At 36.9% G+C, this 25,662-nt stretch carries 17 protein-coding genes and 4 tRNA genes; 16 read left to right on the plus strand and 5 right to left on the minus strand.

Features of this window, described 5'->3' with window-relative positions:
• Nucleotides 1-51: 51 nt before the first annotated feature.
• The 7 genes from IE155_RS15120 (at nt 52) to IE155_RS15150 (ending at nt 9,252) form a co-directional block, all read left to right on the plus strand.
• On the plus strand, nt 52-1,929 hold the full coding sequence (locus IE155_RS15120) for a glycoside hydrolase family 3 N-terminal domain-containing protein (RefSeq protein WP_189379087.1): 1,878 nt from the start codon (nt 52-54) through the stop codon (nt 1,927-1,929).
• Nucleotides 1,930-1,962: 33 nt separating this feature from the next.
• Nucleotides 1,963-3,387: a C40 family peptidase gene (locus tag IE155_RS15125; protein WP_189379088.1), complete on the plus strand. Its 1,425-nt coding sequence runs from the start codon at nt 1,963-1,965 to the stop codon at nt 3,385-3,387.
• Between the two features lie 41 nt (nt 3,388-3,428).
• Nucleotides 3,429-4,520, plus strand: a complete 1,092-nt coding sequence (locus tag IE155_RS15130; protein ID WP_189379089.1) for a dipeptide epimerase — start codon at nt 3,429-3,431, stop codon at nt 4,518-4,520.
• Nucleotides 4,521-4,639: 119 nt separating this feature from the next.
• Entirely contained in the window at nt 4,640-6,232 is a 1,593-nt protein-coding gene (locus IE155_RS15135) for a sodium:solute symporter (RefSeq protein ID WP_189379090.1), read from the plus strand.
• Entirely contained in the window at nt 6,229-7,140 is a 912-nt protein-coding gene (locus tag IE155_RS15140) for a glucosamine kinase nucleotide-binding domain-containing protein (protein WP_189379091.1), read from the plus strand. The genes IE155_RS15135 and IE155_RS15140 overlap by 4 nt, the downstream gene beginning before the upstream one ends.
• On the plus strand, nt 7,137-8,084 hold the full coding sequence (gene murQ / locus IE155_RS15145; protein ID WP_189379092.1) for an N-acetylmuramic acid 6-phosphate etherase: 948 nt from the start codon (nt 7,137-7,139) through the stop codon (nt 8,082-8,084). The genes IE155_RS15140 and murQ overlap by 4 nt, the downstream gene beginning before the upstream one ends.
• A complete protein-coding gene (locus IE155_RS15150; protein WP_373295377.1) occupies nt 8,077-9,252 on the plus strand; it encodes an exo-beta-N-acetylmuramidase NamZ family protein in 1,176 nt (391 codons plus the stop codon). Before murQ ends, IE155_RS15150 begins: the two co-directional genes overlap by 8 nt.
• A gap of 7 nt (nt 9,253-9,259) precedes the next feature.
• On the opposite strand, the gene IE155_RS15155 is transcribed toward IE155_RS15150, so the two are convergent.
• A complete protein-coding gene (locus IE155_RS15155) occupies nt 9,260-10,105 on the minus strand; it encodes a MurR/RpiR family transcriptional regulator (protein WP_189379094.1) in 846 nt (281 codons plus the stop codon).
• A 254-nt stretch (nt 10,106-10,359) separates the two neighbouring features.
• Between IE155_RS15155 and IE155_RS15160 the strand changes: the two genes are divergently transcribed.
• From IE155_RS15160 to IE155_RS15200, 9 genes are all read left to right on the plus strand, one after another.
• The gene (locus IE155_RS15160; protein WP_189379095.1) at nt 10,360-13,254 is read left to right on the plus strand and encodes an FAD-binding and (Fe-S)-binding domain-containing protein; all 2,895 of its coding nucleotides are present in this window, start codon (nt 10,360-10,362) and stop codon (nt 13,252-13,254) included.
• 295 nt (nt 13,255-13,549) lie between these two features.
• Entirely contained in the window at nt 13,550-16,492 is a 2,943-nt protein-coding gene (locus IE155_RS15165; RefSeq protein ID WP_189379096.1) for a carboxypeptidase-like regulatory domain-containing protein, read from the plus strand.
• A 181-nt stretch (nt 16,493-16,673) separates the two neighbouring features.
• Nucleotides 16,674-19,196: a penicillin binding protein PBP4B gene (pbp4b, locus tag IE155_RS15170; RefSeq protein ID WP_189379097.1), complete on the plus strand. Its 2,523-nt coding sequence runs from the start codon at nt 16,674-16,676 to the stop codon at nt 19,194-19,196.
• 54 nt (nt 19,197-19,250) lie between these two features.
• Complete coding sequence (locus tag IE155_RS15175) at nt 19,251-20,039, plus strand: putative hydro-lyase (RefSeq protein ID WP_189379098.1); 789 nt, start codon at nt 19,251-19,253, stop codon at nt 20,037-20,039.
• A gap of 10 nt (nt 20,040-20,049) precedes the next feature.
• Nucleotides 20,050-20,778: a 5-oxoprolinase subunit PxpA gene (locus tag IE155_RS15180; protein WP_229817367.1), complete on the plus strand. Its 729-nt coding sequence runs from the start codon at nt 20,050-20,052 to the stop codon at nt 20,776-20,778.
• Nucleotides 20,775-21,452, plus strand: coding sequence for a 5-oxoprolinase subunit PxpB (pxpB, locus tag IE155_RS15185; RefSeq protein WP_189379100.1), 678 nt, complete (start codon nt 20,775-20,777; stop codon nt 21,450-21,452). The genes IE155_RS15180 and pxpB overlap by 4 nt, the downstream gene beginning before the upstream one ends.
• 10 nt (nt 21,453-21,462) lie before the next feature.
• Nucleotides 21,463-22,410, plus strand: coding sequence for a 5-oxoprolinase subunit C family protein (locus IE155_RS15190; protein ID WP_189379101.1), 948 nt, complete (start codon nt 21,463-21,465; stop codon nt 22,408-22,410).
• Between the two features lie 16 nt (nt 22,411-22,426).
• Nucleotides 22,427-23,272, plus strand: coding sequence for a glutamate cyclase domain-containing protein (locus IE155_RS15195; RefSeq protein ID WP_189379102.1), 846 nt, complete (start codon nt 22,427-22,429; stop codon nt 23,270-23,272).
• Between the two features lie 29 nt (nt 23,273-23,301).
• Nucleotides 23,302-24,159: a D-amino acid aminotransferase gene (locus IE155_RS15200; RefSeq protein WP_189379103.1), complete on the plus strand. Its 858-nt coding sequence runs from the start codon at nt 23,302-23,304 to the stop codon at nt 24,157-24,159.
• Nucleotides 24,160-24,853: 694 nt separating this feature from the next.
• Here IE155_RS15200 and IE155_RS15205 read toward each other — a convergent pair.
• From IE155_RS15205 to IE155_RS15220, 4 genes are all read right to left on the minus strand, one after another.
• Nucleotides 24,854-24,929, minus strand: a tRNA-Val gene (locus IE155_RS15205).
• Nucleotides 24,930-24,975: 46 nt separating this feature from the next.
• A tRNA-Val gene (locus IE155_RS15210) sits at nt 24,976-25,051 on the minus strand.
• A gap of 46 nt (nt 25,052-25,097) precedes the next feature.
• Nucleotides 25,098-25,173, minus strand: a tRNA-Val gene (locus IE155_RS15215).
• A gap of 213 nt (nt 25,174-25,386) precedes the next feature.
• Nucleotides 25,387-25,462, minus strand: a tRNA-Val gene (locus tag IE155_RS15220).
• Nucleotides 25,463-25,662 lie beyond the last annotated feature (200 nt).

Raw genomic sequence — 25,662 nt, forward strand, 5'->3', positions numbered from 1 at the left:
GCTTTAACTCATAAAATAGCTTTATAAAATCTACAATATTCGCGAGGAAATATGTTAAATCGTTTTAATGGCAAGATCATTTTAGCCGTAATGTTAGGTCTATTGGTAATACTAATTATCTGGTTCAAAGGGCAATTAGAAAGAAATGATATTGCAGAAAAAATAGCGCAAAAAATCATGCTAGATATTCGTTATTATTGTGCAGATACAAGTGAACTTGTAGATTTTAAAGATGAAAAAAAATGTATTACGCCAGTTACTGCTTTACATGATGACTTAAAAAACTTGATTAGTGATACTTCGTTAGGCTCAATTATTTTATTTGCTGAAAATTTCACTGATATAAAACAAACACTTAAATTAACTGAAGATCTACAGCAAGCTGCATTATCTGCTAAAAATGGCAAGCCCTTGTTAATTTCTGTTGATCAAGAAGGCGGACGCGTTGTTAGATTACCTCGGGCTATTGCTACCTCTTTTAGCGGTAATATGGCTGTTGGTGCTACCTATGAAAATCATGGTATTCACTATGCAACTGTGGTGGGAGAGGTGCTTGGCGCAGAACTTTCAGCATTAGGCATTAATGTGAATCATTCACCAGATGTTGATGTAAATATTAATCCAAATAACCCTGTTATCAACGTTCGTTCATTTGGCGAAAACCCAGAAGTAGTAGCAAAACTCGGTAGCGCTATGCTTGAAGGACTTCAATCTAAGGGGGTTATAGGAACGCTCAAACACTTCCCCGGTCATGGCGACACTAATGTTGATAGTCATACTGGCTTACCTCAAGTGAATCACTCCTTTGAGGTGGTTGATGCGGTTGATTTATTACCTTTTCAATATGCAATTGATCATAGCGATGTCAAAATGATAATGACCGCACATATTCAATATCCAGCGCTTGATGATTCTTTGTTAATGAATCGTCATGGTGAAAGTATGATTAAACCAGCGACCTTGTCGAAAGAGATTTTAACTGACTTGTTAAGAAAACGCATGGGGTTTAAGGGGGTTGTGATCACCGATGCATTAAACATGGCAGGCATTTCGGATTTCTTTACACAAGAGGAAGCTGTGGTTCATACCTTTAATGCAGGAGCTGATATTGCCATGATGCCAATGAGTATTAGACAGCCTTCAGATATTCCTAAATTTAAAGCATTACTTGATCTATTGGTTGATAAAGTTATTTCGGGCGAATTATCGTTAGAACAAGTATCGGCTTCAGCTGAACGTATTATTGCTTTAAAAGAAACAAGTATAAACCTTTCTAAAGATGATCTTGAAACTAAAGAAGCACATGCTAGTGCAACCCTAGCCACTAAAGAACATCGACTACAAGAACAATTATTGGCGCAAGAATCTATTGTAGAAATTAAGCCTAATCAAGAGATACCTAAACAACTACAGACTGCGCAAAAAATTCATTTAGTTTTTCCAAAGCAAGCGCAAGCTAATGCAATGTCGAGCGCCCTTAATAATATTTCAGCGCAATTAGGGAATGAATCTTGGTTAATAACAACATCAAGCTTAGAAGAGATAAATTTATCAACCACTTTCAAAGAAATTGATAATAGTGATTTGATTATTGTAGCAAGTGATAACCAAGAAACCGCCGTAGAATTAGGTCAAGCCGTAGACATAGTTGCAGGGCATGTAAGCCGTGACATGAATAATGCAGATTTAACACTTACTGTTTTAAAGTATGCCAAAGAAAAAAGGCTCAATAGTGTCTTTATCTCACTTCAAGCGCCATATAACTTAGCTAAGTTTCAGCAAGTAGCTGATTGGGTGTTAGCGAGCTTCGATGGTAAAACTTATCAAATGGTTGGCTCTAAAGAAGAAACGGGGGCTGTTTATCACAGCTTAGCGCAAATAATTACCGGACAAAGAGTAGCAAAGGGCGTTTTGCCAATCTCGATATAACCCAAACGAATTAGGATTTAATTAGGATTAATGATGAGTAATCGCTTATTTAACTTAGCATTTATTTTTATTGCTGTAATACATATATCAGCGTGTAGCAGTGTTAATACTGTAAAGCACGCTGAGGTAAATCATGTTTCTAATACTGCGCAAGTTTCAGATGTTGTTGGTATAACTGAAGCACATTTACATCCTTCATATTGGCAAGGCCGCACTGGTCATAGCAAAGTGATAATGAATGAAGAAGCCATCAGTCAATTTAATCGACAACTCTTCAATAACTCCTCTTTAGTTATAGATCCGTTATCAATGGATGACAATCTACCTAAACAACTAGTGCTAAGTTTAATTGATCAAATCAGCGCTGTACCAAGTAGTAAACGATATTACCGTGATGGAACACAATTACAGCAGAATCATTTTGATGTGTATTTAGCTAATTTAAACAAAGCTAACGTTAAAGAAAATTACACTACTCAATGGGGGCTTGTCGTAAAGCGTAGTTCTTTAAGAACATTCCCAACAACGGATCGTGTGTTTAACAGTGGTATGGATACAGATCTCGATCGTTTTCAAGAAACCGGCGTATTTCCTGGCGAAGCGGTTGCGATAATTCACGAAAGTGCAGATAAGCAATGGTTATTAGTAAGAAATTACAATTATCTGGCTTGGGTACCAAAGCACGCTATTGCTGTTGGTTCTAAACAAGAAATCTCTGAATTTGTTCAACAAAAGCAATTTATTGTGGTTACTGGCGATAAAGTTTTTACTAATTATGTACCTAATAACAATGACATATCTGAAGTGCAATTAGATATGGGGGTCAAGTTACCTTTGATGTCTCATGCGGATTTAAAGGGGCAATTATATGGCCAAAACCCTTTCGCATCACATGTGGTTAAACTTCCCATTCGAAATAAACAAGGTCAGTTAACTTTTTCTTTAGCACTTATTGCTAGAAGTCAGGATGTGAATATTGGCTATTTAGCTTTTACTAAAGAGAATATAATCAAACAAGCTTTTAAGTTTTTAGGAGAGCGCTATGGTTGGGGGCATGATTATAATGCGCGTGATTGTACAGGCTTTGTTGGAGAGATATATAAAACCTTTGGCATACTAATGCCAAGAAATTCAGGACAGCAGGGCAAAGGTCGTTATGGGTTTAATAAAGACTTTGACAAATCATCATCCAATGCAGAAAAACTAGCGGCGCTTAGTCAATTGGAAGTTGGTGATTTAATATACATTCCTGGTCATGTAGTTATGTTTCTAGGGTATGAGCAGGGTAAACCTTATGTGATTCATGACGTGAAAGGTTTGGCATACTTTGATGCAAATAACCAATATTATCGTGGCACATTAAATGGTGTTTCCGTTACGCCTTTATTGCCGTTACAACTTTCTAAATCTACAAGTTACCTTGATAGAATTTACAATATTAAGCGAATTAGAAATTAAACAATACGCTAAAGGTTCTTTTTGCCTGTTGAGGAAAAAACATGAAAATTACTAACATCCGCTTTGCAAAACTTATTGTTCCTTTGATCACGCCGTTTAAAACATCAATGAGAACAGTTGAAAATATTGAAGATTTAGTAGTGATAATAGAAACGGATTCAGGGCAAATTGGTTATGGTTCTGCTCCTGCAACACCGGTAATAACGGGTGATACTCATGGATCAATCATTGCCGCCATTGACTTAGTTTTTAAACCTAAGCTTTGCGGTATGGAAATAGATAACTTAAATGAGATCATTCATGTAATTCAAACTAGCATGGTTAATAATTCCAGTGCAAAAGCGGCTTTAGAAATAGCGGTATATGATCTTTGGGGCAAAATGTATAAGGCGCCCTTGTATAAGTTACTCGGTGGTGGTTCTAATACGCTGCGTACAGATATCACAATTAGCGTTGATAATATCGATAAAATGATCAGCGATTCTTTGCTGGCGATTGATAATGGCTTTGATATTTTAAAAATAAAAATTGGTAATAATATTACTGATGATATCGAACGGGTAAAAGAAATTAATCAAGTCGTTGGCGACAAGGCACTGCTGCGTTTGGATGTGAATCAAGGCTGGAGTCCTAAACAAACGGTTTATGCTGTCCAACTTTTTGAAAAATCAGGCATTCAACTAGAATTGGTTGAACAGCCGGTAAAAGCGGACGACTTTGCAGGTCTAAAATATATTAGCGACAGAGTTAACACACCGATAATGGCAGACGAAAGTGCCTTCTCTCCAAAGCAAGTGATTGAGCTTATTACCCATCAATGTGTTGATATTATTAATATAAAGCTAATGAAAACCGGTGGTATATCTAATGCTATTGCAATCGCTGAAATAGCTAAAACCTATCAAGTAGAGTGCATGATAGGCTGCATGCTTGAGGGCAGTATTGCTGTGTCTGCGGCGGCGCATTTAGCATCAGCTAAATCTAGTACTATTACTAAAATAGACCTAGATGGCCCTTCATTAGGCCGTTTTGACCCTGTTAAAGGTGGTGTACTATTTGATCAATCAACGATTAAATTAAATAACTTACCGGGACTAGGGATCGAATCAATTGATGGGTTAATTGATATTTAAGAGTTGTAAAGGTGTAAATATTACAGGATAAGTCATTATTTTGTTATATTTAATTGCATTTACATGTTAATGTTGGAATAATTTATTCTTACTGTGTTTTTTATTTGGATTAATTTCGTATGGTTTCAGTATACTCCGGATTAGACTGGCTAGTTTTTGGTCTTTACGGCACATTGTTAATCGGTTCTGGTCTTTACTTTAATCGTAAAAAATCTATAAATACAAATGATTACTTCCTAGGAGGTAATGCTATTCCTACGTGGATGGTGGCCATATCTGTTTTAGCGACGTCCCAATCTGCAGCCACTTTTTTAGGTGGGCCTGATCAAGGCTATCAGGGAGATCTTTCATATTTAGCCACTAATGTCGGTGCAGTCATAGCTGCAATTTTAGTTAGCATTATTTTGATCCCCAAATTTTATCAAAATAAGGTTTATACGGTTTATGAATTATTAGAAAAACGTATGGGGAGCGCCGCTAAAAAGCAAGCAGGTTTGATGTATTTATTTGGTCGAATTTTTGCTAGTGGCGCACGTTTATATATGGCTGCTTTAGCTGTATCGATGATCTTATTTGGTAATATTGATGCTGAAAGTGTCATTATCGCTACTATTGTATTAACAGTTGCAGGCCTGCTATATACGGTTTTTGGAGGGATACGCTCTGTAATTTATGGTGATGTTATTCAATGCGCTGTATACGTTAGTGCGGCAGTTTTTGTTATTTATTTTCTTTATCAAGCTATCCCTGGAAACTTTTCTCAAATCATTGATGCACTGCAACACCCAGCCCCTAACGCCGCTTCTAAATTAACATTGTTCAAATTTGATTGGGACTTTTCTTCTGCAGGTGTTTTTAATTTTTGGTCAGCGATCACCGGTTTTGTATTGTTAAACTTTGCCGCTTTTGGTTTAGATCAAGATATGACGCAACGTATTTTAACGTGTAAAAATAGTAAAGAAGCAAATAAAGCCATGTTAATGTCTGTTGCTTTAGTGATACCGGTAATGTTGTTGTTCATTGTTATCGGTTTATTACTTTTTATTTTTTATCAACGTCCAGACATCATGCAAATTTCATCAAGTGGAGAGTTAATACAGAGCTTCCAAGGTGAAAAAATAACTATTTTTATGTATTACGTACTCAATGAAATACCGGCAGGTGTGCGTGGATTAGTTACCATAGGTATTATTGCCGCTGCCTTATCAACATTAAATTCTGGCTTAAACTCTATGTCTTCAGTCATTGTAAATGACATTTATCGTCCCTTTAAAGAAAAACAAGGGGGGAAAATGGAAGAGATCCATTATGTTAAAGCGGGACAAGTTGGTATGGCCTTAGTTGCTATTATCTTATGTTTCATGGCGATACTTTGCTTTTATTGGCAGCGTTATACTGATATGCCGTTATTAAAATTTGCATTAAGTGTGATGGTTTTTTCTTATAGTGGTCTTCTTGGAGTATATTTTACGGCGCTATTTACCAAACGCGGTAATGGAACGTCTGTGCTTTTAGCGCTTATTATCGGCTTTTTTATTACTTTATTCTTTCAACCTTATGTTATGTCTATAGTTTTACCAGAAGAATTATTATTTGATTTAGGTTTTACTTGGCAGTTATGCATAGGTGCTGTTGTATCTTTCTTGGTTTGTTTAAGTGGCTCAAATAAATCAGCACTTAATACAGTTAACTCCGGCGTGGAGCAAAAATGATGAATTCAACAATTAAGCCGGCTAATTATGTGTTAGGTATTGACGGCGGTGGTACAAAAACAATTGCTAGATTACAACACATAAAAACACACCAACAATGGCAGGCAAGTGGTGGAGCTTCTTCATTAACTAATGATTATGATTTAGCCTTGAACACATGCAAAGTGTTAATTGAAGAGCTTTTAACGCTATCAGGCGTAAACAAAGCTGATATTTCGATCGTATTAGGTTTAGCTGGTGCAGGCAATGCAGATAAAGCTAAACAATTCACAAAAAGTTTATCTGAAGGCTTTTATTGTTTTGAACTGTGTACCGACGCTAAAACTTCTTTATTTGGTGCTAATTCAGGCGAACCAGTTGCAGTAGTTTCTTTAGGGACAGGATCTGTTGGAGCTACATTAGCTTTTGATGGTCATAGTACTTTGAAGGGAGGCTGGGGCTTTACGGTCGGCGATGATGGTAGCGGTGCTAAATTAGGTGTTTTAATTATTAAAACCCTGTTAGCAGAAATAGAAGAAAATAATTGCGTTATTAGTGAATTAGGAAAAGCTGTTTGTCGTGAAATCCCTGGAGGGAAGGATAAAATTATTGATTGGTCAACAATCGCTAAACCTGTAGATTTTGCACGTTTAGCACCATTGGTTTTCGAATTTGCTGACACATGCCCTGTAGCAAAAAATATTTTATCACAGCATGTGAAAAATGTTGAAAAGCTCATTTATGACACTAGAGAAAGCCAACAATTACCGGTAGTTTTACTTGGAGGGCTGTCGATGCCTACAAAACCTTATTTGGATCCCTTAATACAGCAAATGTTAATTCCACCGAAAGGTGATGCATTGGATGGGGCATGCTTTTTAGCAAAACAGTTGTTAAATAGTGAAATAAAAAAGGAATTTACCCTATGAATAGCCATTTGAATCATAAACAAACAAAGTTAATTGAAGAATTACAAAGCATGGCTTCAGAAGGACGTAATCCTGATACCATGGATTTAGATTTATTAGACACAACGAATCTTTTAAAATCAATAAATAAAGAAGATCATAAAGTTGCAGGTGTTGTACAACAGGCAATACCTGAAATAGCTCTAGCTGTTGATGCAATAGTTAATGCCTTTGGTAAAGGCGGCCGGTTGATATACGTTGGTGCAGGTACTAGTGGGCGTTTAGGAGTACTTGATGCCGTAGAGTGTCCGCCTACATTTAGCGTTTCTCCAGATCAAATTATTGCATTAATTGCTGGCGGTGAAAGTGCCATGTATAAAGCAGTTGAAGGGGCTGAAGATGACCCTATTCTCGCTATAACTGAACTTAAAGAAAAGCATCTAACTAAAGATGATGTTGTGGTTGGTATTGCTGCAAGTGGAAGAACACCTTATACGATTTCGGCATTAAAGTATGCAAAAGAACTAGGTGCAAAAGCCATTGGTGTCGCTTGTAATGGAGCTTCAGAGTTATTGAATGTTGCTGATATTTCAATCTGTGCCGAAGTCGGGCCAGAAGCATTAACGGGTTCTACACGACTTAAATCAGGTACTGCACAGAAGCTTATCCTAAATATGCTCACCACTGCGAGTATGATTAAAACAGGTAAAAGCTACGAAAACTTGATGGTTGATGTTTATGCAAGTAATGAAAAGTTAAGAGCTAGAGCTATACGTATTGTTATGCAAGCCAGTGCTTGTGATTTTAATACCGCAACTCAAGCGTTAGCTAATGCTGATAATAATGCGAAGTTAGCTATTTTACTTGTTTTGACGGGATTACCAATCAATGAGGCAAAATCTTTATTAAATAAAAATGATGGCTTTTTAAGAAAAGCAGTAGAGAAATCAAAGCATGATAATTAATATGAAATTTTTTACTTTAGTGCTTAAATACTCGGCCTTTTTTGCCGTATTGTTAAGTTTTAGCAGTCAATCACAGTCGGTTATTGTTGCTGCTGATCAATGGAATTTATATCAACCCTTATTAAAAGATAAAAAGGTTGGCTTAGTTGTTAATCAAACATCATCAGTAAATGGTCAACATTTAGTTGATTTTTTCCTTAGTAAAAAGGTGAATGTTCAGACTATTTTTGCTCCGGAGCATGGCTTTAGAGGCGACCATGACGCGGGTGCTACGGTTGAAAATAATATTGATGCAAGAACTAAGTTGCCGATTATTTCCATTTACGGGAAGCATAAAAAACCTTCCATAGAAGTATTAGCAGATTTAGATGTTATTCTTTTTGATATTCAAGATGTTGGTGTTCGTTTTTATACTTATTTAAGTTCAATGCATTATATGATGGAAGCTGCAGCAGATGCTGGCATTAAGTTTATTGTTCTTGATCGACCTAATCCAAATATAGAATTTGTAGACGGCCCTATTTTAGAAGAGCGTTTTAAATCTTTTGTCGGTATGCATCCTATCCCTATTCTTCATGGCATGACTTTAGGTGAATTAGCATTGATGATTAAGGGCGAGGGGTGGCTTAATACCCAAAAAACGCTCGATTTACAGGTTGTTTCAATAAAAAACTATACGCGAAATAGTCGCTATTCTTTACCGATAAAACCGAGCCCTAACTTACCGAACGATCAGGCGATACAGTTATACCCCTCATTGACCTTTTTTGAACCAACCCATGTAAGTTTAGGCCGAGGCACTGACTTTCCATTTCAGGTCTTAGGTCATAATCAACATTTTACAGGAAACTTTAATTTTACACCGGTTTCTATGCCAGGTGCTGCAGTTAAACCTAAGTTAATGGACCAAAAGCTTACCGGCTTAGATTTAAGGCAATCAGAGGTAAAAGGCTTAGATTTACGTTTGTTTATTCAGTGGTATACCTTATTTAAAGCAAGCGATGCTGAATTTTTCACATCAGAAAGCTTTATGGATAAACTAGCGGGGACTGATAAGTTAAGAAAGATGATCATTGATGGTAAAACTGCAGATGAAATAAGCGCAACCTGGCAGCATGGTGTGAGCCAGTTTAAGGCGCAAAGAGCGCCGTATTTATTATATCAATAATAAAATATTAGTTTGCTCTGAAGTCTTTGACCGATTTATTACTTTTCTCTAATAATTTACGTCCTTGGCTAGACGCTTGAGTGATAGCAATAAATAATATATCGATAACAAATTCTTGAGAGGTTCTGGCAAGAATTGACGATAATCGCAAGGACTCTTGCTCTGCAATGGAATAAAGTTGTACGTCAGCATTGTCTGATACTGGCGTTTTACCGTATTTGGTTAACGAAATTACAGCGCTATTATTGGCTTTCGCTTGTTCAGTTACTGCTCTGACTTCTCTTGTTTGACCGGACTCACTAATGGCAAAAACAAGATCACCTTTTTTAAAAGTTGAAACAAAGGCTAGTTGTGCATGACCATCGGGCTCAGCATAGGCAGAAAACCCAAGCTTCTGTAATTTATAAGAAAAGTCTTTACCAACTAATGCTGAACCGCCCAATCCACAAATTAAAATGCGATTAGCTGAAGTAATTAACTTAACCGCTTTCTCTAGTGACTCTTGATCGATTAATATTTTAGTTTCTGATAACACAGACATTTTACTATTCAGTAAAATATTAGATATTTGCGATAAACTTGAGTTTAGCGTTATTTCACCATGTAATTTAGGATCATTAGTTTCACTATTTAAAGCATCTATTATGGCTAATTTAAATGCTGGATAGCCTTTATAGCCTAATTTTTGGGTAAACTTAATAACACTTGATTGGCTTATCCCAATAACACTCGATAATTCTTGAGAAGATAGCTCTCTGATCGCGTTAGATGATTTAAGTACAAACGATGCTATTTTAGCTTCACTAGCAGATAATGAATTTTGAATCGCTTTAATTTTTACAAGGGCTGACATCGATTTCCAAATCAATTTATAATAAATTATTTTCGAGTTTATATCATGAATTCAGATATATTTACTAGAAAAAATTATGACGATTAAGTTTCTTCTAGTGATTTCATCACACTCACGTTAACAATTAATTGAAATCAAGGAATAAAATATTCATATTTTGTGGTAATTTTTTAATATTAACGTTAATTTAAGGCTTGAATTTATTCCATACTAACGTGTGGAATATTAACCTTTTTAATATATGGGTAGATAACGTGCTTGAGACCAATAAAGTAAACTCTTTTTCTTGTTTTTTAGCGGCAGTAAAAAATGTCATTGATGATAAGTCTGTAATAGAAAATGAGTTGCAACGTTATGCGTATGGTACCGATGCCAGCTTTTATCGTTTAACCCCTAAACTTGTCATTAACATAAGTAGTGAAGAACAGCTTATTCAAGTGATTAAATTATCAAACCAATACCTTATTCCTATTACCTTTAGAGCAGCAGGCACAAGTTTATCTGGCCAAGCAATCACAGACTCAGTGTTAATTATTCTTTCGCATAACTGGAGTAATATTGATGTATTGGAAAAAGGGCGAAAAGTAAAATTACAACCTGGCGTTATAGGTTCACACGCTAATAGAGCGTTGGCAAGTTACGGCAGAAAAATAGGTCCTGATCCCGCTTCAATCAATAGTTGTAAAGTGGGAGGGATTGCGGCCAATAATTCATCGGGGATGTGCTGTGGAGTTAAGCACAATAGTTATCATACATTAGCAGATATTCGTATTGTATTGCCAAATGGCAGTGTACTTGATACTGCGAATTTATTGTCGCGACAAGAATTTGTTCGTAATAATCCCGCGTTAATTTTTAATGTTACAAAACTAGCTGAAAAGATTAAACAAGATGAACGCTTAGCGAACAAAATAGCCCATAAATATCGTTTAAAAAATACTATGGGTTATGGTGTTAATGCCTTATTAGAATATACAGATCCTATTGATATTATCAGTCACCTAATGGTTGGCTCGGAAGGTACTTTAGGGTTTATCGCTGATATTACTTATAACACGATAGCTATAGATGAGTTTTCATCTGTTGGATTGTTTGTATTTGATGATATGAAAGTTACCTGTGAATTAGTACAACAGCTGGCGAATGAAGATGTTTCGGCAATAGAATTAATGGATGGAAGTGCATTAAATTCAGTATCAGATAAACTGCAACACTTTATTTCAATTGATAAATTATCTCATGATCATGTCGGTTTACTTATTGAAATATCATCAAATACTTTAAAAGGTTTAAAAGGTTTAAAAGGCAAGCAAATACAAACTGAGCAGCATATCAATAATTGTGGGGCTCACTTAATTGCAAGTAAAGCATTTACCCAAGAAACACCTGATATTGAAAAACTATGGTCTATTCGTAAAGGCATGTTTCCTGCGGTAGGAGCTGCTAGAGCGATAGGTACCACCGTCATTATTGAAGATGTTGCACTACCTTTGCCTGATTTAGCTGATGGAGTTGAAAAGTTACAACAACTTTTTCAGCAGTATGGTTATTATGAAGCGATAATTTTTGGCCACGCATTAGATGGTAATTTACATTTCGTATTCACACAGTCATTTGATGAAGAATCAGAAGTTCAAAGGTATAGCGACTTTATGCGCTCGGTTTCTACACTGATAGCCATTGACTTTAACGGTTCTTTAAAAGCAGAGCATGGTACCGGACGAAATATGGCGCCCTTTGTGGAAATGGAATGGGGTAAAGATATATACCAAGTAATGAAATCGATTAAAGAAGCATTTGACCCATTAAATATATTTAACCCAGGGGTGATTATTAATGATAATAGCCATGCACATTTATTAGATTTAAAAAGTTTGCCTAAAGCTCATTCAGTGGTAGATAAATGTATTGAATGTGGCTTTTGCGAGTCAGTCTGTCCATCAAAAGATTATACTTTAACACCTAGACAGCGCATTGCGGTGTGGCGAAGAATAAATGAATTAAAAGCAACTGATAAATTTGACACGTTAAATCAAAGTGAAAACATTACTTATAATAATTTACAAAAAGATTATCAATTTTATGGTGTTGATAGTTGTGCGGCTACAGGCTTGTGCGCCCATGAATGTCCGGTAGGTATAGATACAGGAAAATTCATTCAATCGCTAAGAGCAGACAAAAAAAGCTCCCAGTGGCTGATGTCACAAAGTGCACAACATTTTTCTAAGGTGGTTTGGGGCGCTAATAAAGCAATAAAATTAGTTAATAAAACTTCACAGCTTTTAGGACCAAAGAAAACTAAAGTGTTATTTCACTGGTTAAATAAATTAAGTTTTAATCAAATTCCTCATTGGCAAAATAGTTGGCCAAATGGAGAGGGTCAACTATTACATAATCAAGACATTGATTCTAAGCATAAAATTAATAAAGAAGCTAAAAAAGTACAATTGAATAAAGTTGTATTTATTTCTTCTTGCACTAATCGGGTATTTGCTACTGATAATAATGCTCAAGATAAACGTTCATTAATTAGTGCTTTTTCTTCGGTTCTAACTAAAGCAAACATAGAATTAATTATTCCAAAAGGTGTTAATTCTTTGTGTTGTGGTAAACCATGGTTATCTAAAGGCAATACGTTAATTGCTGAGCAAAAAGCACAGCAATTTATTGATATGGTAACTGATGCCTCTGAAAACGGGCGCTGGCCTATAGTTATTGACGCTAGTCCTTGTGCACTAGCGCTAGATGAATTAAAAGGATTTAAGATACAGGAACTATCTGAGTATTTACTTACTTCAGTCGTTCCTCATATAACTATAACTAAAACATTAGAGCCTATCATGTTACACAAAACTTGTAGCAGTATTCAGCGAGATGGTGCAACGGCGTTAACTACCTTAGCGAGTTTATGTTGTGACAATATAATTATTCCAAATGATATTTATTGTTGTGGATTTGCTGGTGATAAAGGTTTTTTCTTACCAGAATTAAATAAAAACGCTTTAGCGCCTTTAGCGGCACAAATTCCTAATGACTGCCATCGTGGTATCAGTAATAGTCGTACGTGTGAAATAGGGCTTTCAGAGCACAGTAAGCTGCCTTATCAATCAATTGTATACTTACTTGATGAAGTGAGTCATTCAGACTAAAAAAGTAACAATTAAGTTTAAATTATTTTTAATTATTTTGTCGCGAATTCTATTAAGAATTTATTTTTAACGATTTTATTACAATTTAAGTACTAAAATATTTTAAATTTACGTATTTTTTATAATAATTTATTTACATTGCTATGTGATGTGCTAAGTTGTATGTAGTGGATAATTAATAATCATCCATGCAGAAAGTGAAATTAGATTAATTATGAAGCAGAATTGAGCGGATAAAGGGTCTTTTTTTCTTTCCATGCGTTATTAAATAATAATAAAGTTGGAGAAGCCAAACATGAAATTTACGAAATTAGCACTCTGCATAGGATTGGGACTGGGCGCGATAGCCAGTGCCAATGCAGCAACAGATATTAGAGGTAAAGTCTCGGTAGGAACTACAGGTTCTTCGGCGGAAGGTATTGAAGTCACCGCAACGAGTAATGTAATGCCAAAAGCTCGAACTACTGTGACGCGAGCAGATGGTAGCTATAGTTTACCTGCCTTATTACCAGGCAATTATGAACTATCATTTAAAGCAAAAGATGGAACGGTACAAAAAGCACAAGTTCGCGTGTTTCTTGACCAAACATCTAGAATGAATATTGAATTAGCGCCTTCTTCTCAAAATATTGAAGTCATTACGGTTTCAGGTTCTATGATTGTTCGTGAAGGTGATTCATCATTAACGAATTCAATAGGCTCTACAGCAATAGATTCTCTTCCCGTAGGTCAAGACTTTCGCGATATGATGAAGCTTATCCCTGGTGTTCAATATAGTGAAAATGGCACGTTAGGGGTAAATGCAGGTGGTTCAGGTCGTGATAATAAATACGGTTTTGATGGCGTAGATGTATCTTTACCTATGTTTGGTAACTTATCTGCTGAACCATCAACTCATGATATTGCTCATGTATCAATGGATCGTGGTGGCGCAAAAGCTATAGGTTTTAACCGTTCAGGTGGTGTTGCGGTCAACTCTAAATCTAAATCAGGTACGAATGAATTTCATGGTAATTTAGAATATAAAATTCAAAACAAGAATTTTGTAGCTGATCGTGATATTGGAGACAGTGAGCTTGCAAAATATACGCTAGATCAATCTTGGATTTCAGGTAATGTTAGTGGCCCGATTATTGAAGACGAATTATTCTTCTATGCGTCATATTACCGACCAGAAGTTACTCGTGAAGGTAAAGAAACAGCCTATGGCGATGCAAAAGATTATAAAAGTGTACGTGATGAGTATTTTGCTAAATTAACATGGGCACCAACGGAAGACTTGCTATTTGACTTTAGTTACCGTACCTCTGACCGTGATGGACGTGGTGAATCTGTAGGTGCGCTTGATCACGACAGCACGTCTAGCGGTACTGATGCTACGCAAAACATTTTAATGCTTGAAGGTTCATATTTAATTAATGACATGACGACAGTGTCATTTAAATACAGTGAATTTGAATATGAAATTTCGGGAGCACCTGATACTGTATTTTCTGATGTTAACCCACGCTTAGGTGATTCATTACCTGTTGGTCAACTTGATCAAAATGGCTTGTTTACTGTGCCAAACTTGAAAGAAGACTCTGATGTTTATGATAATGTACTTGCTCAAGCGCTAATTGATCAGTATGGCTATATTGGTGACGATGGTACAAAACGTGGTGGCGGTGCAATTGGTGCTGCGTCTACGTTTAATAACCAAGACTTTTATCGCGATAGCTTTGAAATATCACTCGATCATGAATTAGAAATGGGTGATACCTACCATAATATTCACTTTGGTTTTCAATGGAAAGAAAGTACGGAAGTGTTAAGTCGTTTATCTAATGGCTGGGGCGCTATTTCGTATATTGGTGGCGAAAATGTTGATAATTATGAAGGCGATATCCCTGTTTATTATATGGCTACTGTTCAACAGATGAGTTTGGAAAATGAGTCTGGTGCGGTAATTGCGCCGATTACATCGTCAATTCAGTCTTATAATATTGAAGTGAACGATACTATTGAACATGGCGACTTTGTTTACAATGTCGGTTTTGTTATAAGTAAAGACGTTTTATATGGTCAAGATTTAAAAGAAAATTCAAATAATGTGTCAGGTTACGAAATAGCCATTGGCAATAAGTACAAAATGCATACTTTTGGCTTTAATGATACCTTCCAACCTCGTTTAGGTGTTACTTGGAATTATGCAGAAGACGCATCATTATTTGCTAACTATGCAAGCTATAACCCTGAAGCATCTTCGTTAGCGCGTGCGGCGTCATGGGCGCGTAACTCTCAGCAATCTATGGAAGTACTATTTGATGAAAATGGTGATTATATAGACTATCAAGCGGCCAGTGGTTCATCAGGTAAATTCTTCCAAGAAGGCATGAAGCCAAAACGTATTGATGAAATTACTATTGGTGCAACTAAAGTAGTAACTGACGAGTTATACGTAAAAGGTCATGTACGTCATCGTGAATTGACACATCCTTTTGAAGATACGCCAAATACGTCAAGACTTGATGGTGCATACTTAAGTCCATTTGGAGGTGTACCAGATCATATCGCTGATAAAGGTCTTTATATTCCTAACTTACAAGAGATGCGTGATGAGGTTGGCGGTTCGTCTTACGTTATTGCTGAACTTGATGATGCTAAAAACACATATTATGAAGTGAGTTTAGAAGCGGAATATAACGCGGATAGAATTTTTGCCAGTGTATCTTATACATGGAGTCACTACTATGGTAACTATGACCAAGATATAACGAGTGGCGCAAGTGATGGTAACTTATTTATTGGTTCGTCTAACTTAGGTGATGGCAGAGGTCGTCAACTTTGGGATGGTAAATACGGTAAGTTAAATGGCGATAAGCCTCATGTATTTAAAGCTTATGGTTACTACACTACTGATTGGGAAGCCAATATTGGTGGTTACTTAGTGTATCAATCAGGTGATGTATGGGAAGCATGGGATGGTAGTGTTTATGGTTATTCAAGCTCAACTATCCGTTATGCTGAGCATGCTGGTAGCCGTAGAGAGCCAAGCCATTGGCAGTTAGACTTAAACTACACGCAAGACTTCAACTTTGATAATTATATAGTTAAGTTCCGTGCTGATTTGTTTAACGTGTTTGATAATCAAACTGGGTATAACTACGACCCATTTGTAAGTAATGATACATTCGGTGAAGCACGTAGCTTAATCAATGCTCGCCGCTTACAACTATCAGTAAATATTGGTTTCTAATTGTTTAAAAATTAGTGATTAAATGTTTGAATTTAAATCCCCGCTAGTGCGGGGATTTTTCTTAATTTTATTGTTTGCTTAATACACGTTTTACTAATTGAAAGCCCTTATTAGAAAAACTAATACTCAGCACACTCTTATTTAGCAAACAATAGAATTAAATAGGAAGTATTATTTTTATATGAAAACACTGTCTTTTTTTAAAAAACCTTTATCTTTTTCTCAGAAAAAAACACCGCTGACTTTGGGTTTATTTGCTACTTGCTTATTTTTGTTAGCAAGCTGTGCATCTTTGCCTATAGAAAAAATGCCATCACAGAATTTTAGTAAACGCATTAAATTTTTAGTGATGCATTTTACCGCGATAGATTATCAACGTTCAGTAAACGCATTGGTTGATAAAGGCGGCGTTAGTTCTCATTACTTATTACCGGAGAAAAATGATGAGAGTTATGGTGACAATGCGTTAACGATTTATCAACTAGTTGATGAAAATGATCGTGCATGGCATGCGGGTACAAGTTATTGGCAAGGTAAAAAAGATTTAAATGACCAATCAATCGGTATAGAAATAGTTAATGTACCTAAATGTAAAAGATCGGAAAATATCACTGAGTTTAGTTCAGAGCAAAATAATGAAAATGGCGATAATAGAAATTGCTTTTTTCCTGATTACGACCCAGAACAAATTGAATTGTTAATTGAGTTGTCAAAAGATATTTTAGCCAGAAATCCTGATATAGGACCTACCCAAGTGATTGGCCATGCGGATATTGCACCCACAAGAAAAAATGATCCAGGTCCAAGGTTTCCTTGGTATCAGTTATATCAAGCAGGAATTGGTGCTTGGTATGAAAAGTCAGATATGGACGAATACTGGCAAATTTTCCAACGTGATATGCCTCACATTGGCTTGGTACAAAAAGCGTTAAATACTTATGGATATGGTATCACTGAAACAGGGATAATGGACGCTAGTACTATTGATACTTTGTCTGCATTTCAAATGCACTTTCTTCCATGGAATGTAAATGGTAAAGCGGATGCTAAGACCGTTGGCGCTCTTTTTGCTTTATTGAAAAAGTATAAACCTAGACGTTTAGAATCGCTATGGCAACGTTATCAATTAGAGCTTGTCCCTGTTACTAAAATCGTTAAGCCCATTAAAAGAGGGCAAATAGACGCCGTATTTCCACAACCAGAGGAAAGTAGAAGTGAGCGTGCATTAGTTAACGATCGCGCTATCTTTAAAAGTTATAAAGGGCGTGGTGAGATTATTATCGACAGTGTTGATGCGACGTCTGCTGATATTTTTATCAATGGCCAGAAGCTCGATATAGCAAGCCCTTTACTTGCAGGAAATCGTTATAAATACAGTTTACAACGTCGAACAAAAAACGGTGATAATACCTTAAGGGTTGAAAATGTGATGCCTGAAGGGGCAACCATTAATATTATTATTCCTTATCCAGAATTACGCGCAGAAACAAATTCAAACAACAAAAGCTTAGCTGCGAGTTTTAAGTTGGTTGATCAACAAATTACTCAAGATGTTGAAGACGGTTTCCCTGGAGCGGTTTTATTAGTATTAAAAGATGGAAAAGTCATCAAAAATACCGCCTATGGCTATGCACAAAAGTTTGGCGATGGTGGCGAGTTACTCGCTAAACCTGTTGCGATGAAACAAGATACTATTTTTGATATTGCTTCGAATACTAAAATGTTTGCGACTAATTTTGCACTCATGACATTGGTTAGTGAAGGTAAGCTCGATGTTAATAAGCCATTATCTTATTATTTACCTGACTATCAAGGAGGAGGTAGAGAAACGCGTTTAGTTAAAGACTTTTTAACCCATAATGCAGGTTACTCTCCGCAGGTTAGGTTTTTTACCAAAGACAATAAATTAGGAAAAAGCTTTTATTCACAAAATCCACAAAAGTCTAAACAACTGATCCTTAATCGAGTGCCTTTTTCTGTTGGTCGATATACTAAGCGTATGTATAGTGATACTGACTTTATGTTGTTAGGCATGTTGATAGAGCGATTAACCGGACAAGCCTTAGATAACTATGTTGAACGAAATATTTATCAACCACTTAATTTAACGAATACCTTATTTAACCCTTTAGAAAAGGGTAAATACAAGCAACAAATTGCCGCAACCGAAATACATGGTACTACGCGAGGTGGTCGAGTCGACTTTGATAATGTTCGAAATTATGTTTTACAAGGCGAAGTACATGATGAAAAAGCCTTTCACTCTTTTGGTGGTGTTGCAGGGCATGCTGGCTTATTTTCTACAACAGGTGAAATGGCCGTTTTAATGCAAACATTATTAAATGGCGGTGGTTATGGGGATAAACACTTTTTCGATAAAAATGTATTAGATCAATTTACCAAGCCTGATGATGGCGATGGTAGTTTTGGTTTAGGCTGGCGTAGAAGCAATAATGGCGCATTGAAATGGCATTTTGGCCCTTTTGCTAGCTCGTCTGCTTATGGTCATACGGGCTGGACGGGCACAGTGACCGTTATCGATCCTGAACATGACTTAGCCATAGTGCTGCTAACTAATACGCGTCATAGCTTGATTGAAGGTGATGATGTTAATTATAAATTTACCGGTAAATCCTTTGAAACGGGTAAATATGGCAGTATTATCTCTCTTGTTTATCAGGCTGTTTTAGATAGTAATTTGTAGCATGAGTTTTAACAATATTATCAGTCACATTATTAAATAAATTTTAGAGGTATTATGAAAGAGGCTTTATCACCCCAGAATATCCGCAATAATATTCGCCATGGAAAACATGACGGTAATACTTCTGGGTATGCTAATGGTTTTGTTCAAGGCAATATTGTTATTTTACCTAAAGAATGGGCTAATGACTTTTTGCTTTTTTGTCAACGAAACCCTAAACCTTGCCCGTTAATTGGCATGTCATCTGAGCCTGGTGATTTTTTATTAACAGAGATGGGACAAGATGTTGATATTAGGAGTGATGTGCCTCAGTACCGAATTTTTAAAGACGGATTACTTACCGAAGAAGTTAAAGATATAACTACCTATTGGCGTGATGATCTTGTTACTTTTGTTTTAGGCTGTTCGTTTTCATTCGAAGAGCCATTGATTGCAGATGGTATAGAAATTCGTAATATTACCGAGAATAAAAATGTACCAATGTACAAAACCAATATCGCTTGCAAAAGTGCAGGACGCTTTAGTGGTAATATGGTGGTAAGTATGAGGCCAATGGTGGTTGCTGATGTGATACGGGCAATTCAAATTTGCACACGTTTTCCTTCAGTACATGGCGCGCCAGTGCATTTTGGTGCACCAGAAGAAATAGGTATAGAAAATATAAATGTGACTGATTTTGGTGATTCAGTCACAATAAAGCCAGGCGAGATTCCTGTATTCTGGGCATGTGGTGTTACACCACAAGTTGCATTAGAGCAAGCCAAACCTCCATTTTGTATTACACATAGTCCTGGTTGTATGCTGGTGACTGATATTCCCAACAGTAAATTATCAATTATGTAGGCTGATTATGATTAAACTCAATTGTGATTTAGGCGAAAGCTTCGGTTCGTGGGAAAAGGGGCTTGATGAGCTTGCCATGCAAGATATTGATCAAGCGAATATCGCTTGTGGCTTTCACGCGGGAGATCCGCTGGTAATGTTTAAAACCTTATTGTTAGCAAAAAAAAATAAAGTAGAAGTTGGTGCGCACCCAGGCTATCCGGATCTGGTTGGCTTTGGCAGACGTAGTATCAAATGTAGTGCACAAGAAATAGAATCAATGATGATTTATCAAATTTCAGCCATTGATGGTATGGCCAAATCAATGGATATAAACGTTGAGTATGTTAAACCTCATGGCGCATTATATAACGACATGATGGCTGATAAAACAACACGTTTGGCTGTTATGAAGGCAACGGCAAGTTACCATAAGCCCCTTAAATTAATGATACAAGCGACAGCCGATTATAAAACTCATCAAGATGAAGCAAAGCAGTTGGGATTAACATTATTAGCTGAAGGTTTTGCGGATCGCCGCTATGATGATACAGGGCGTTTGCTCTCAAGAAATGAGGTTGGGGCTGTACTTAATCAAGAACAAATGCTTGAACAGGTCAATCAATTAAAAGAAACCGGTACAATTACTACAACTAGTGGTTTACGTTTACCGCTGGCATTAGACAGCTTATGTGTTCATGGAGACAATATAGCTGGTGTTGAAGCAATTAAAGCGATTAGGCAGATATTACAAGGATGAATATTCAAGTCGCTGGCGAAAATGCATTAATTATTTATTTTGCTGAGCAAGCAAGCCCTTATGTTGCTCAGCAAGTAAAGCAAGCTCAAGTATTAATACAACGGGAACTCAAACAGTTGCTTGTTGATTTTATTCCTTCGTACGCCTCACTTTTGGTTGTTTATAATATCGATAAAACCGATCATCATAATGTGCGAGCTTTAATCAGAAAGTGCTTAATGCAATTAACTGATGACATAGCTACTGTAGGGAAAATCGTTGAATTACCTGTATTTTATGGTGAAGACGTTGGTATCGATCTTAAAGCGCTTGCACAGCAAGCTAAGCTTAGTGTTAAAGACGTTATTGATATTCATCAATCAGTTGAATATCGGGTATATGCTATTGGCTTTGCGCCAGGTTTTGCTTATTTAGGTGATGTAGACAGTAGAATTGCGACGCCACGTTTAAGTACGCCGCGTAAAAAAGTCCCTCAAGGCGCTGTTGCTATAGCAGATAAACAAACTGCTATTTATCCGAGTGAGTCACCAGGAGGCTGGAACATTATAGGTAAAAGTCCTACCAAGATGTTTGATCGTAATGCCACTGAAACTATGCCCGTGGCTGTTGGCGACATTGTTAAATTTAACGCGATAACGAAAGCTGAGTTTCTCGCCTTAGGTGGTGTGCTATGAGGGATAAATTTTGAATAGTTTTATTGTTAAATCTCCAGGTATTCTGACTTTATTTCAAGATAGTGGCAGAAGTGGTTTTTACCATCTTGGCTTAACTAATGGTGGCCCCCTCGATAGCAATGCATTTAAATGGGCTAATCGTTTATGTGGTAATTCATTAGGAACATGTGCTTTAGAAGTGAGTATGGGAGGTTTAGAGCTAGAATCTCAAGTTGATACGTTGATCGCTATAACGGGTGCTAATATGGCATTAACGATAAACTCAAAACCCCAAGAACTTTGGCGAACTCATCATATAAAATCAGGTGACACGATTTCGTTAGCTTATGCATCTCATGGGGTTAGAAGTTATTTGGCTGTCGCGGGTGGTTTTACTATAGCGCCTCAATTTGGTAGTCGTTCAACTGTTTGTAGAGAAGGTGTTGGCGGCTTAAATGGTGATAAAATTGCAAAGGGCGATGTACTGCCTTGCGCACCATTCAAATCTGATAATTTCTCGTATGATCAAATGCTACCTAAAAAACTTCACCCCATATATCATGATCATGTGACGTTAAGAACTGTGCCTAGTTATCAGCAGCAACATTTTTCGTCTGTTCAACAACGATTATTCTACTCAAGTGAATATGGGGTAAGTCAATTAAATGACCGCATGGGATATCGATTAAGTGGTCAAAAAATCACTTCAGACATTCAAGGCATATTATCGGAAGGTATTTGCTCTGGCGCTATTCAAATTCCGGCAGATGGTCAACCGATCGTCTTGTTAAATGATCGTCAAACTATCGGTGGCTATCCAAAAATTGGCGCAGTTATCTCAGCAGATACCTCAAAATTGGCGCAACTGTCAGCAGGTCAGAAGGTCAACTTTGAAGCTATAAGTATGGAATGTGCGCATAATATTCATCACCTTACTTCCCACTTATTTAAACAAACTCAGCTTGAACGCTGTAGTTAACCCCTATGGAAAAAGTATGATTAACGAACAGGCACTAAGTGTCGACATTGAAAATATCCTCGTTGATAAAAACTTACGTGGGATGAAGCCTCTGCAAAGCCATCTAAATCCTGGGTATTGTTTACGAGCAGCTAAAGTATTAAAAGATATTAAAGGGACTGTCTTGATAGGTACGGGATTTCCGGTACTCAACACGTTTGAAACTGATGGTCCCGTAGGATCTTTAATCCTCTACAAGGCTTTAAAAAAACTGGGTATGAATCCAATCTTAGTTTGTGGAACGCCAATGGCTAATGTGTTGCAAGTTGACTATAACATTTTTGTGATCAGCGTAGGTCAGCCTCATTTAGGCGCTATTGAAGCTCGTCGCGCTTTAGCCCATTTATCACCTGAGGTTATTATTTCTATAGAGCATCCAGGTCTTGCTGAAAACAACCGTTATCATAATATGCGCGGCGAAGATATTACCGATAAAGCAACATGTTTCGATCATTTCTTAACGCAAGCTACTTGCCCAACAATTGCCATAGGTGATGGCGGTAATGAAATAGGTATGGGTAATGTTAAAAGTGCTTTGCAAGCGTTAGATATAATCCCAGCAGTGACCCCTTGTGACGAACTGATTGTTTCAGATGTATCTAACTGGGGCGTTTATGGCATTTTAGCTTTTTTAAGTGTGTGGAGTGGCCAAGACTTATTAAAAGAAACGTGTCCAGAAACTATTTTAAAGTATCTTTCAGAGCATGGGAGTGTTGACGGCGTAACCAGGAAAAATGAGTTAACAGAAGACGGTTTACCTGTTTCAGAAGGTAAAGCGGTAATAGAAAGTATACGATCATTGATTGGTTTCAATAAATCGTAATTGCCAATAAGTAATAGGGTATAAATAAAGTGTCAATAGTATATTTAAATGGGGATTTTTTACCCGTAGAAAACGCGAAAATTTCACCATTAGATCGTGGTTTTTTATTTGGTGATGGTATCTATGAAGTTATTCCTTCGTATGATGGAAAAATGGTTGGAGTAAATGGGCATTTAAAGCGAATGCTTAATGGTTTAACTGAAATCGGCATTAACGTTGATAAATCGATAGCAGACTGGGTTTCATTATGCGAAAAACTTTGTGAATTAAATCATTATGGCGCGTTAGGTATATATATTCATATTAGTCGTGGTACAGATACTAAGCGTCACCACGCTTACCCTGAAGGCATAACCCCGACCATTTTTATGATGACCTTTGAAATACCGGTCCCGAGTTTACCTGACAGTAAAACAGCTAAAGGCTATTCTTTAATAAGTACAGAAGATTTAAGGTGGCAACGGTGTCATATTAAATCCACCGCTTTGTTAGGGAATGTCATGCATTATCAACAAGGCCATGAAGCTAAGTGTAATGAAACTTTATTATATAACAATAAGTTAGAGTTAACTGAGGCAAGCTCTTCTAATGTTTATATTGTGAAAGATGGCGTCGTGATCACACCACCTTTGGATAATCAAATTCTTCCTGGTATTACTAGAGATATTTTACTCGCCATTCTACGTGAAGATGGCTCAATTAAAATTGAAGAGCGTGTAGTTACCCTAGAAGAGGCTAAGAATGCTGATGAAATTTGGATCTCAAGTTCAAGTAAAGAGATTGCGCCTGTTACACTTCTTGATGGAAATATTGTGGGTGATGGTAAAGTAGGTGAGGTTTGGCAAAAAGCTGCAACACTTTATAGTAAAAACAAATTTAACTATTAATAATTTATCTATGTGTCATTTAAAATAGACGCCTTGTTAAGGTTACCACCTCATTAAAAAGGGAGGTAACCTTAATGAATACTTTTTAAATATTAAGCTAAAATATAACAATGAGCTTAATCAATTTATCAATAAATATCCCCAACCTAAATATTTAACTCTTCTTTGCTAGTCAAAAGTAGCAGACAGAAGATGCATCACCTTTGAATTATTTTCAAAAAGATAAAATGCTAAAAAGGTAAAAAAGTGGTGGACGATACTGGGCTTGAACCAGTGATACGGCGCGGGTGGTAAAGAGTAGAAGGTGCGTCACCGCTGAATTACTGCCAAAAAGGATTAAAGTTTAAAAAGGTAAAAAAGTGGTGGACGATACTGGGCTTGAACCAGTGATACGGCGCGGGTGGTAAAGAGTAGAAGGTGCGTCACCGCTGAATTACTGCCAAAAAGGATTAAAGTTTAAAAAGGTAAAAAAGTGGTGGACGATACTGGGCTTGAACCAGTGATACGGCGCGGGTTGTAAAGAGTAGAAGGTGCGTCACCGCTGAATTACTGCCAAAAAGGATTAAAGTTTAAAAAGGTAAAAAAGTGGTGGACGATACTGGGCTTGAACCAGTGATACGGCGCGGGTTGTAAAGAGTAGAAGGTGCTTGACCTTTTTATCTTTTTTGAAATTAATAGGTCATTATTGAAATAGTGGTGGACGATACTGGGCTTGAACCAGTGACCCCCGCCTTGTAAGGGCGGTGCTCTCCCAACTGAGCTAATCGTCCATATATCAGATATGAATCTGGGATTTACTATAGAATTTAAAATAAGTGGTGGACGATACTGGGCTTGAACCAGTGACCCCCGCCTTGTAAGGGCGGTGCTCTCCCAACTGAGCTAATCGTCCATATATCAGATATGAATCTGGGATTTACTATAGAATTTAAAATAATTGGTGGACGATACTGGGCTTGAACCAGTGACCCCCGCCTTGTAAGGGCGGTGCTCTCCCAACTGAGCTAATCGTCCAATCATTTTACATAGAGTTCTATTAATTGATAATAGAAGTGGTGGACGATACTGGTCTTAACCAGTNTTACATAGAGTTCTATTAATTGATAATAGAAGTGGTGGACGATACTGGTCTTAACCAGTGATTCGGCGCGGGTGGTAAAGAGTAGAAGGTGCTTAACCTTGTTATCTTTCCTACGCTGAATTGTCTACCTAACACTTCAAAAAAAGTGGTGGACGATACTGGGCTTGAACCAGTGACCCCCGCCTTGTAAGGGCGGTGCTCTCCCAACTGAGCTAATCGTCCGTCTCTATCTTACTAAACATTCTCTGTAACAGAGTGTTATTCAGTGGGGCGTATTATAGGGAGATCGAAAAAGCTGTCAACAAAAACAATGGCTTTTTTCATGTTTTTTACTGATATTGGGTTCGACTGCTTTAATTTTCATCACCCTGTTGGTTTTGTAATCTTTTTTTCTATTAATAAACACAAATGATGTATTAAAT

It is taken from the genome of Thalassotalea profundi (assembly GCF_014653195.1).
Taxonomy (GTDB): domain Bacteria; phylum Pseudomonadota; class Gammaproteobacteria; order Enterobacterales; family Alteromonadaceae; genus Thalassotalea_B; species Thalassotalea_B profundi.

Bases quoted from the DNA above. Each gene is read 5' to 3' on its own strand.
- IE155_RS15120 (WP_189379087.1), top strand. From the start codon at position 52: ATGTTAAATCGTTTTAATGGCAAGATCATTTTAGCCGTAATGTTAGGT.
- IE155_RS15125 (WP_189379088.1), top strand. From the start codon at position 1,963: ATGAGTAATCGCTTATTTAACTTAGCATTTATTTTTATTGCTGTAATA.
- IE155_RS15130 (WP_189379089.1), top strand. From the start codon at position 3,429: ATGAAAATTACTAACATCCGCTTTGCAAAACTTATTGTTCCTTTGATC.
- IE155_RS15135 (WP_189379090.1), top strand. From the start codon at position 4,640: ATGGTTTCAGTATACTCCGGATTAGACTGGCTAGTTTTTGGTCTTTAC.
- IE155_RS15140 (WP_189379091.1), top strand. From the start codon at position 6,229: ATGATGAATTCAACAATTAAGCCGGCTAATTATGTGTTAGGTATTGAC.
- murQ (WP_189379092.1), top strand. From the start codon at position 7,137: ATGAATAGCCATTTGAATCATAAACAAACAAAGTTAATTGAAGAATTA.
- IE155_RS15155 (WP_189379094.1), bottom strand. From the start codon at position 10,105: ATGTCAGCCCTTGTAAAAATTAAAGCGATTCAAAATTCATTATCTGCT.
- IE155_RS15165 (WP_189379096.1), top strand. From the start codon at position 13,550: ATGAAATTTACGAAATTAGCACTCTGCATAGGATTGGGACTGGGCGCG.
- pbp4b (WP_189379097.1), top strand. From the start codon at position 16,674: ATGAAAACACTGTCTTTTTTTAAAAAACCTTTATCTTTTTCTCAGAAA.
- IE155_RS15175 (WP_189379098.1), top strand. From the start codon at position 19,251: ATGAAAGAGGCTTTATCACCCCAGAATATCCGCAATAATATTCGCCAT.
- pxpB (WP_189379100.1), top strand. From the start codon at position 20,775: ATGAATATTCAAGTCGCTGGCGAAAATGCATTAATTATTTATTTTGCT.
- IE155_RS15195 (WP_189379102.1), top strand. From the start codon at position 22,427: ATGATTAACGAACAGGCACTAAGTGTCGACATTGAAAATATCCTCGTT.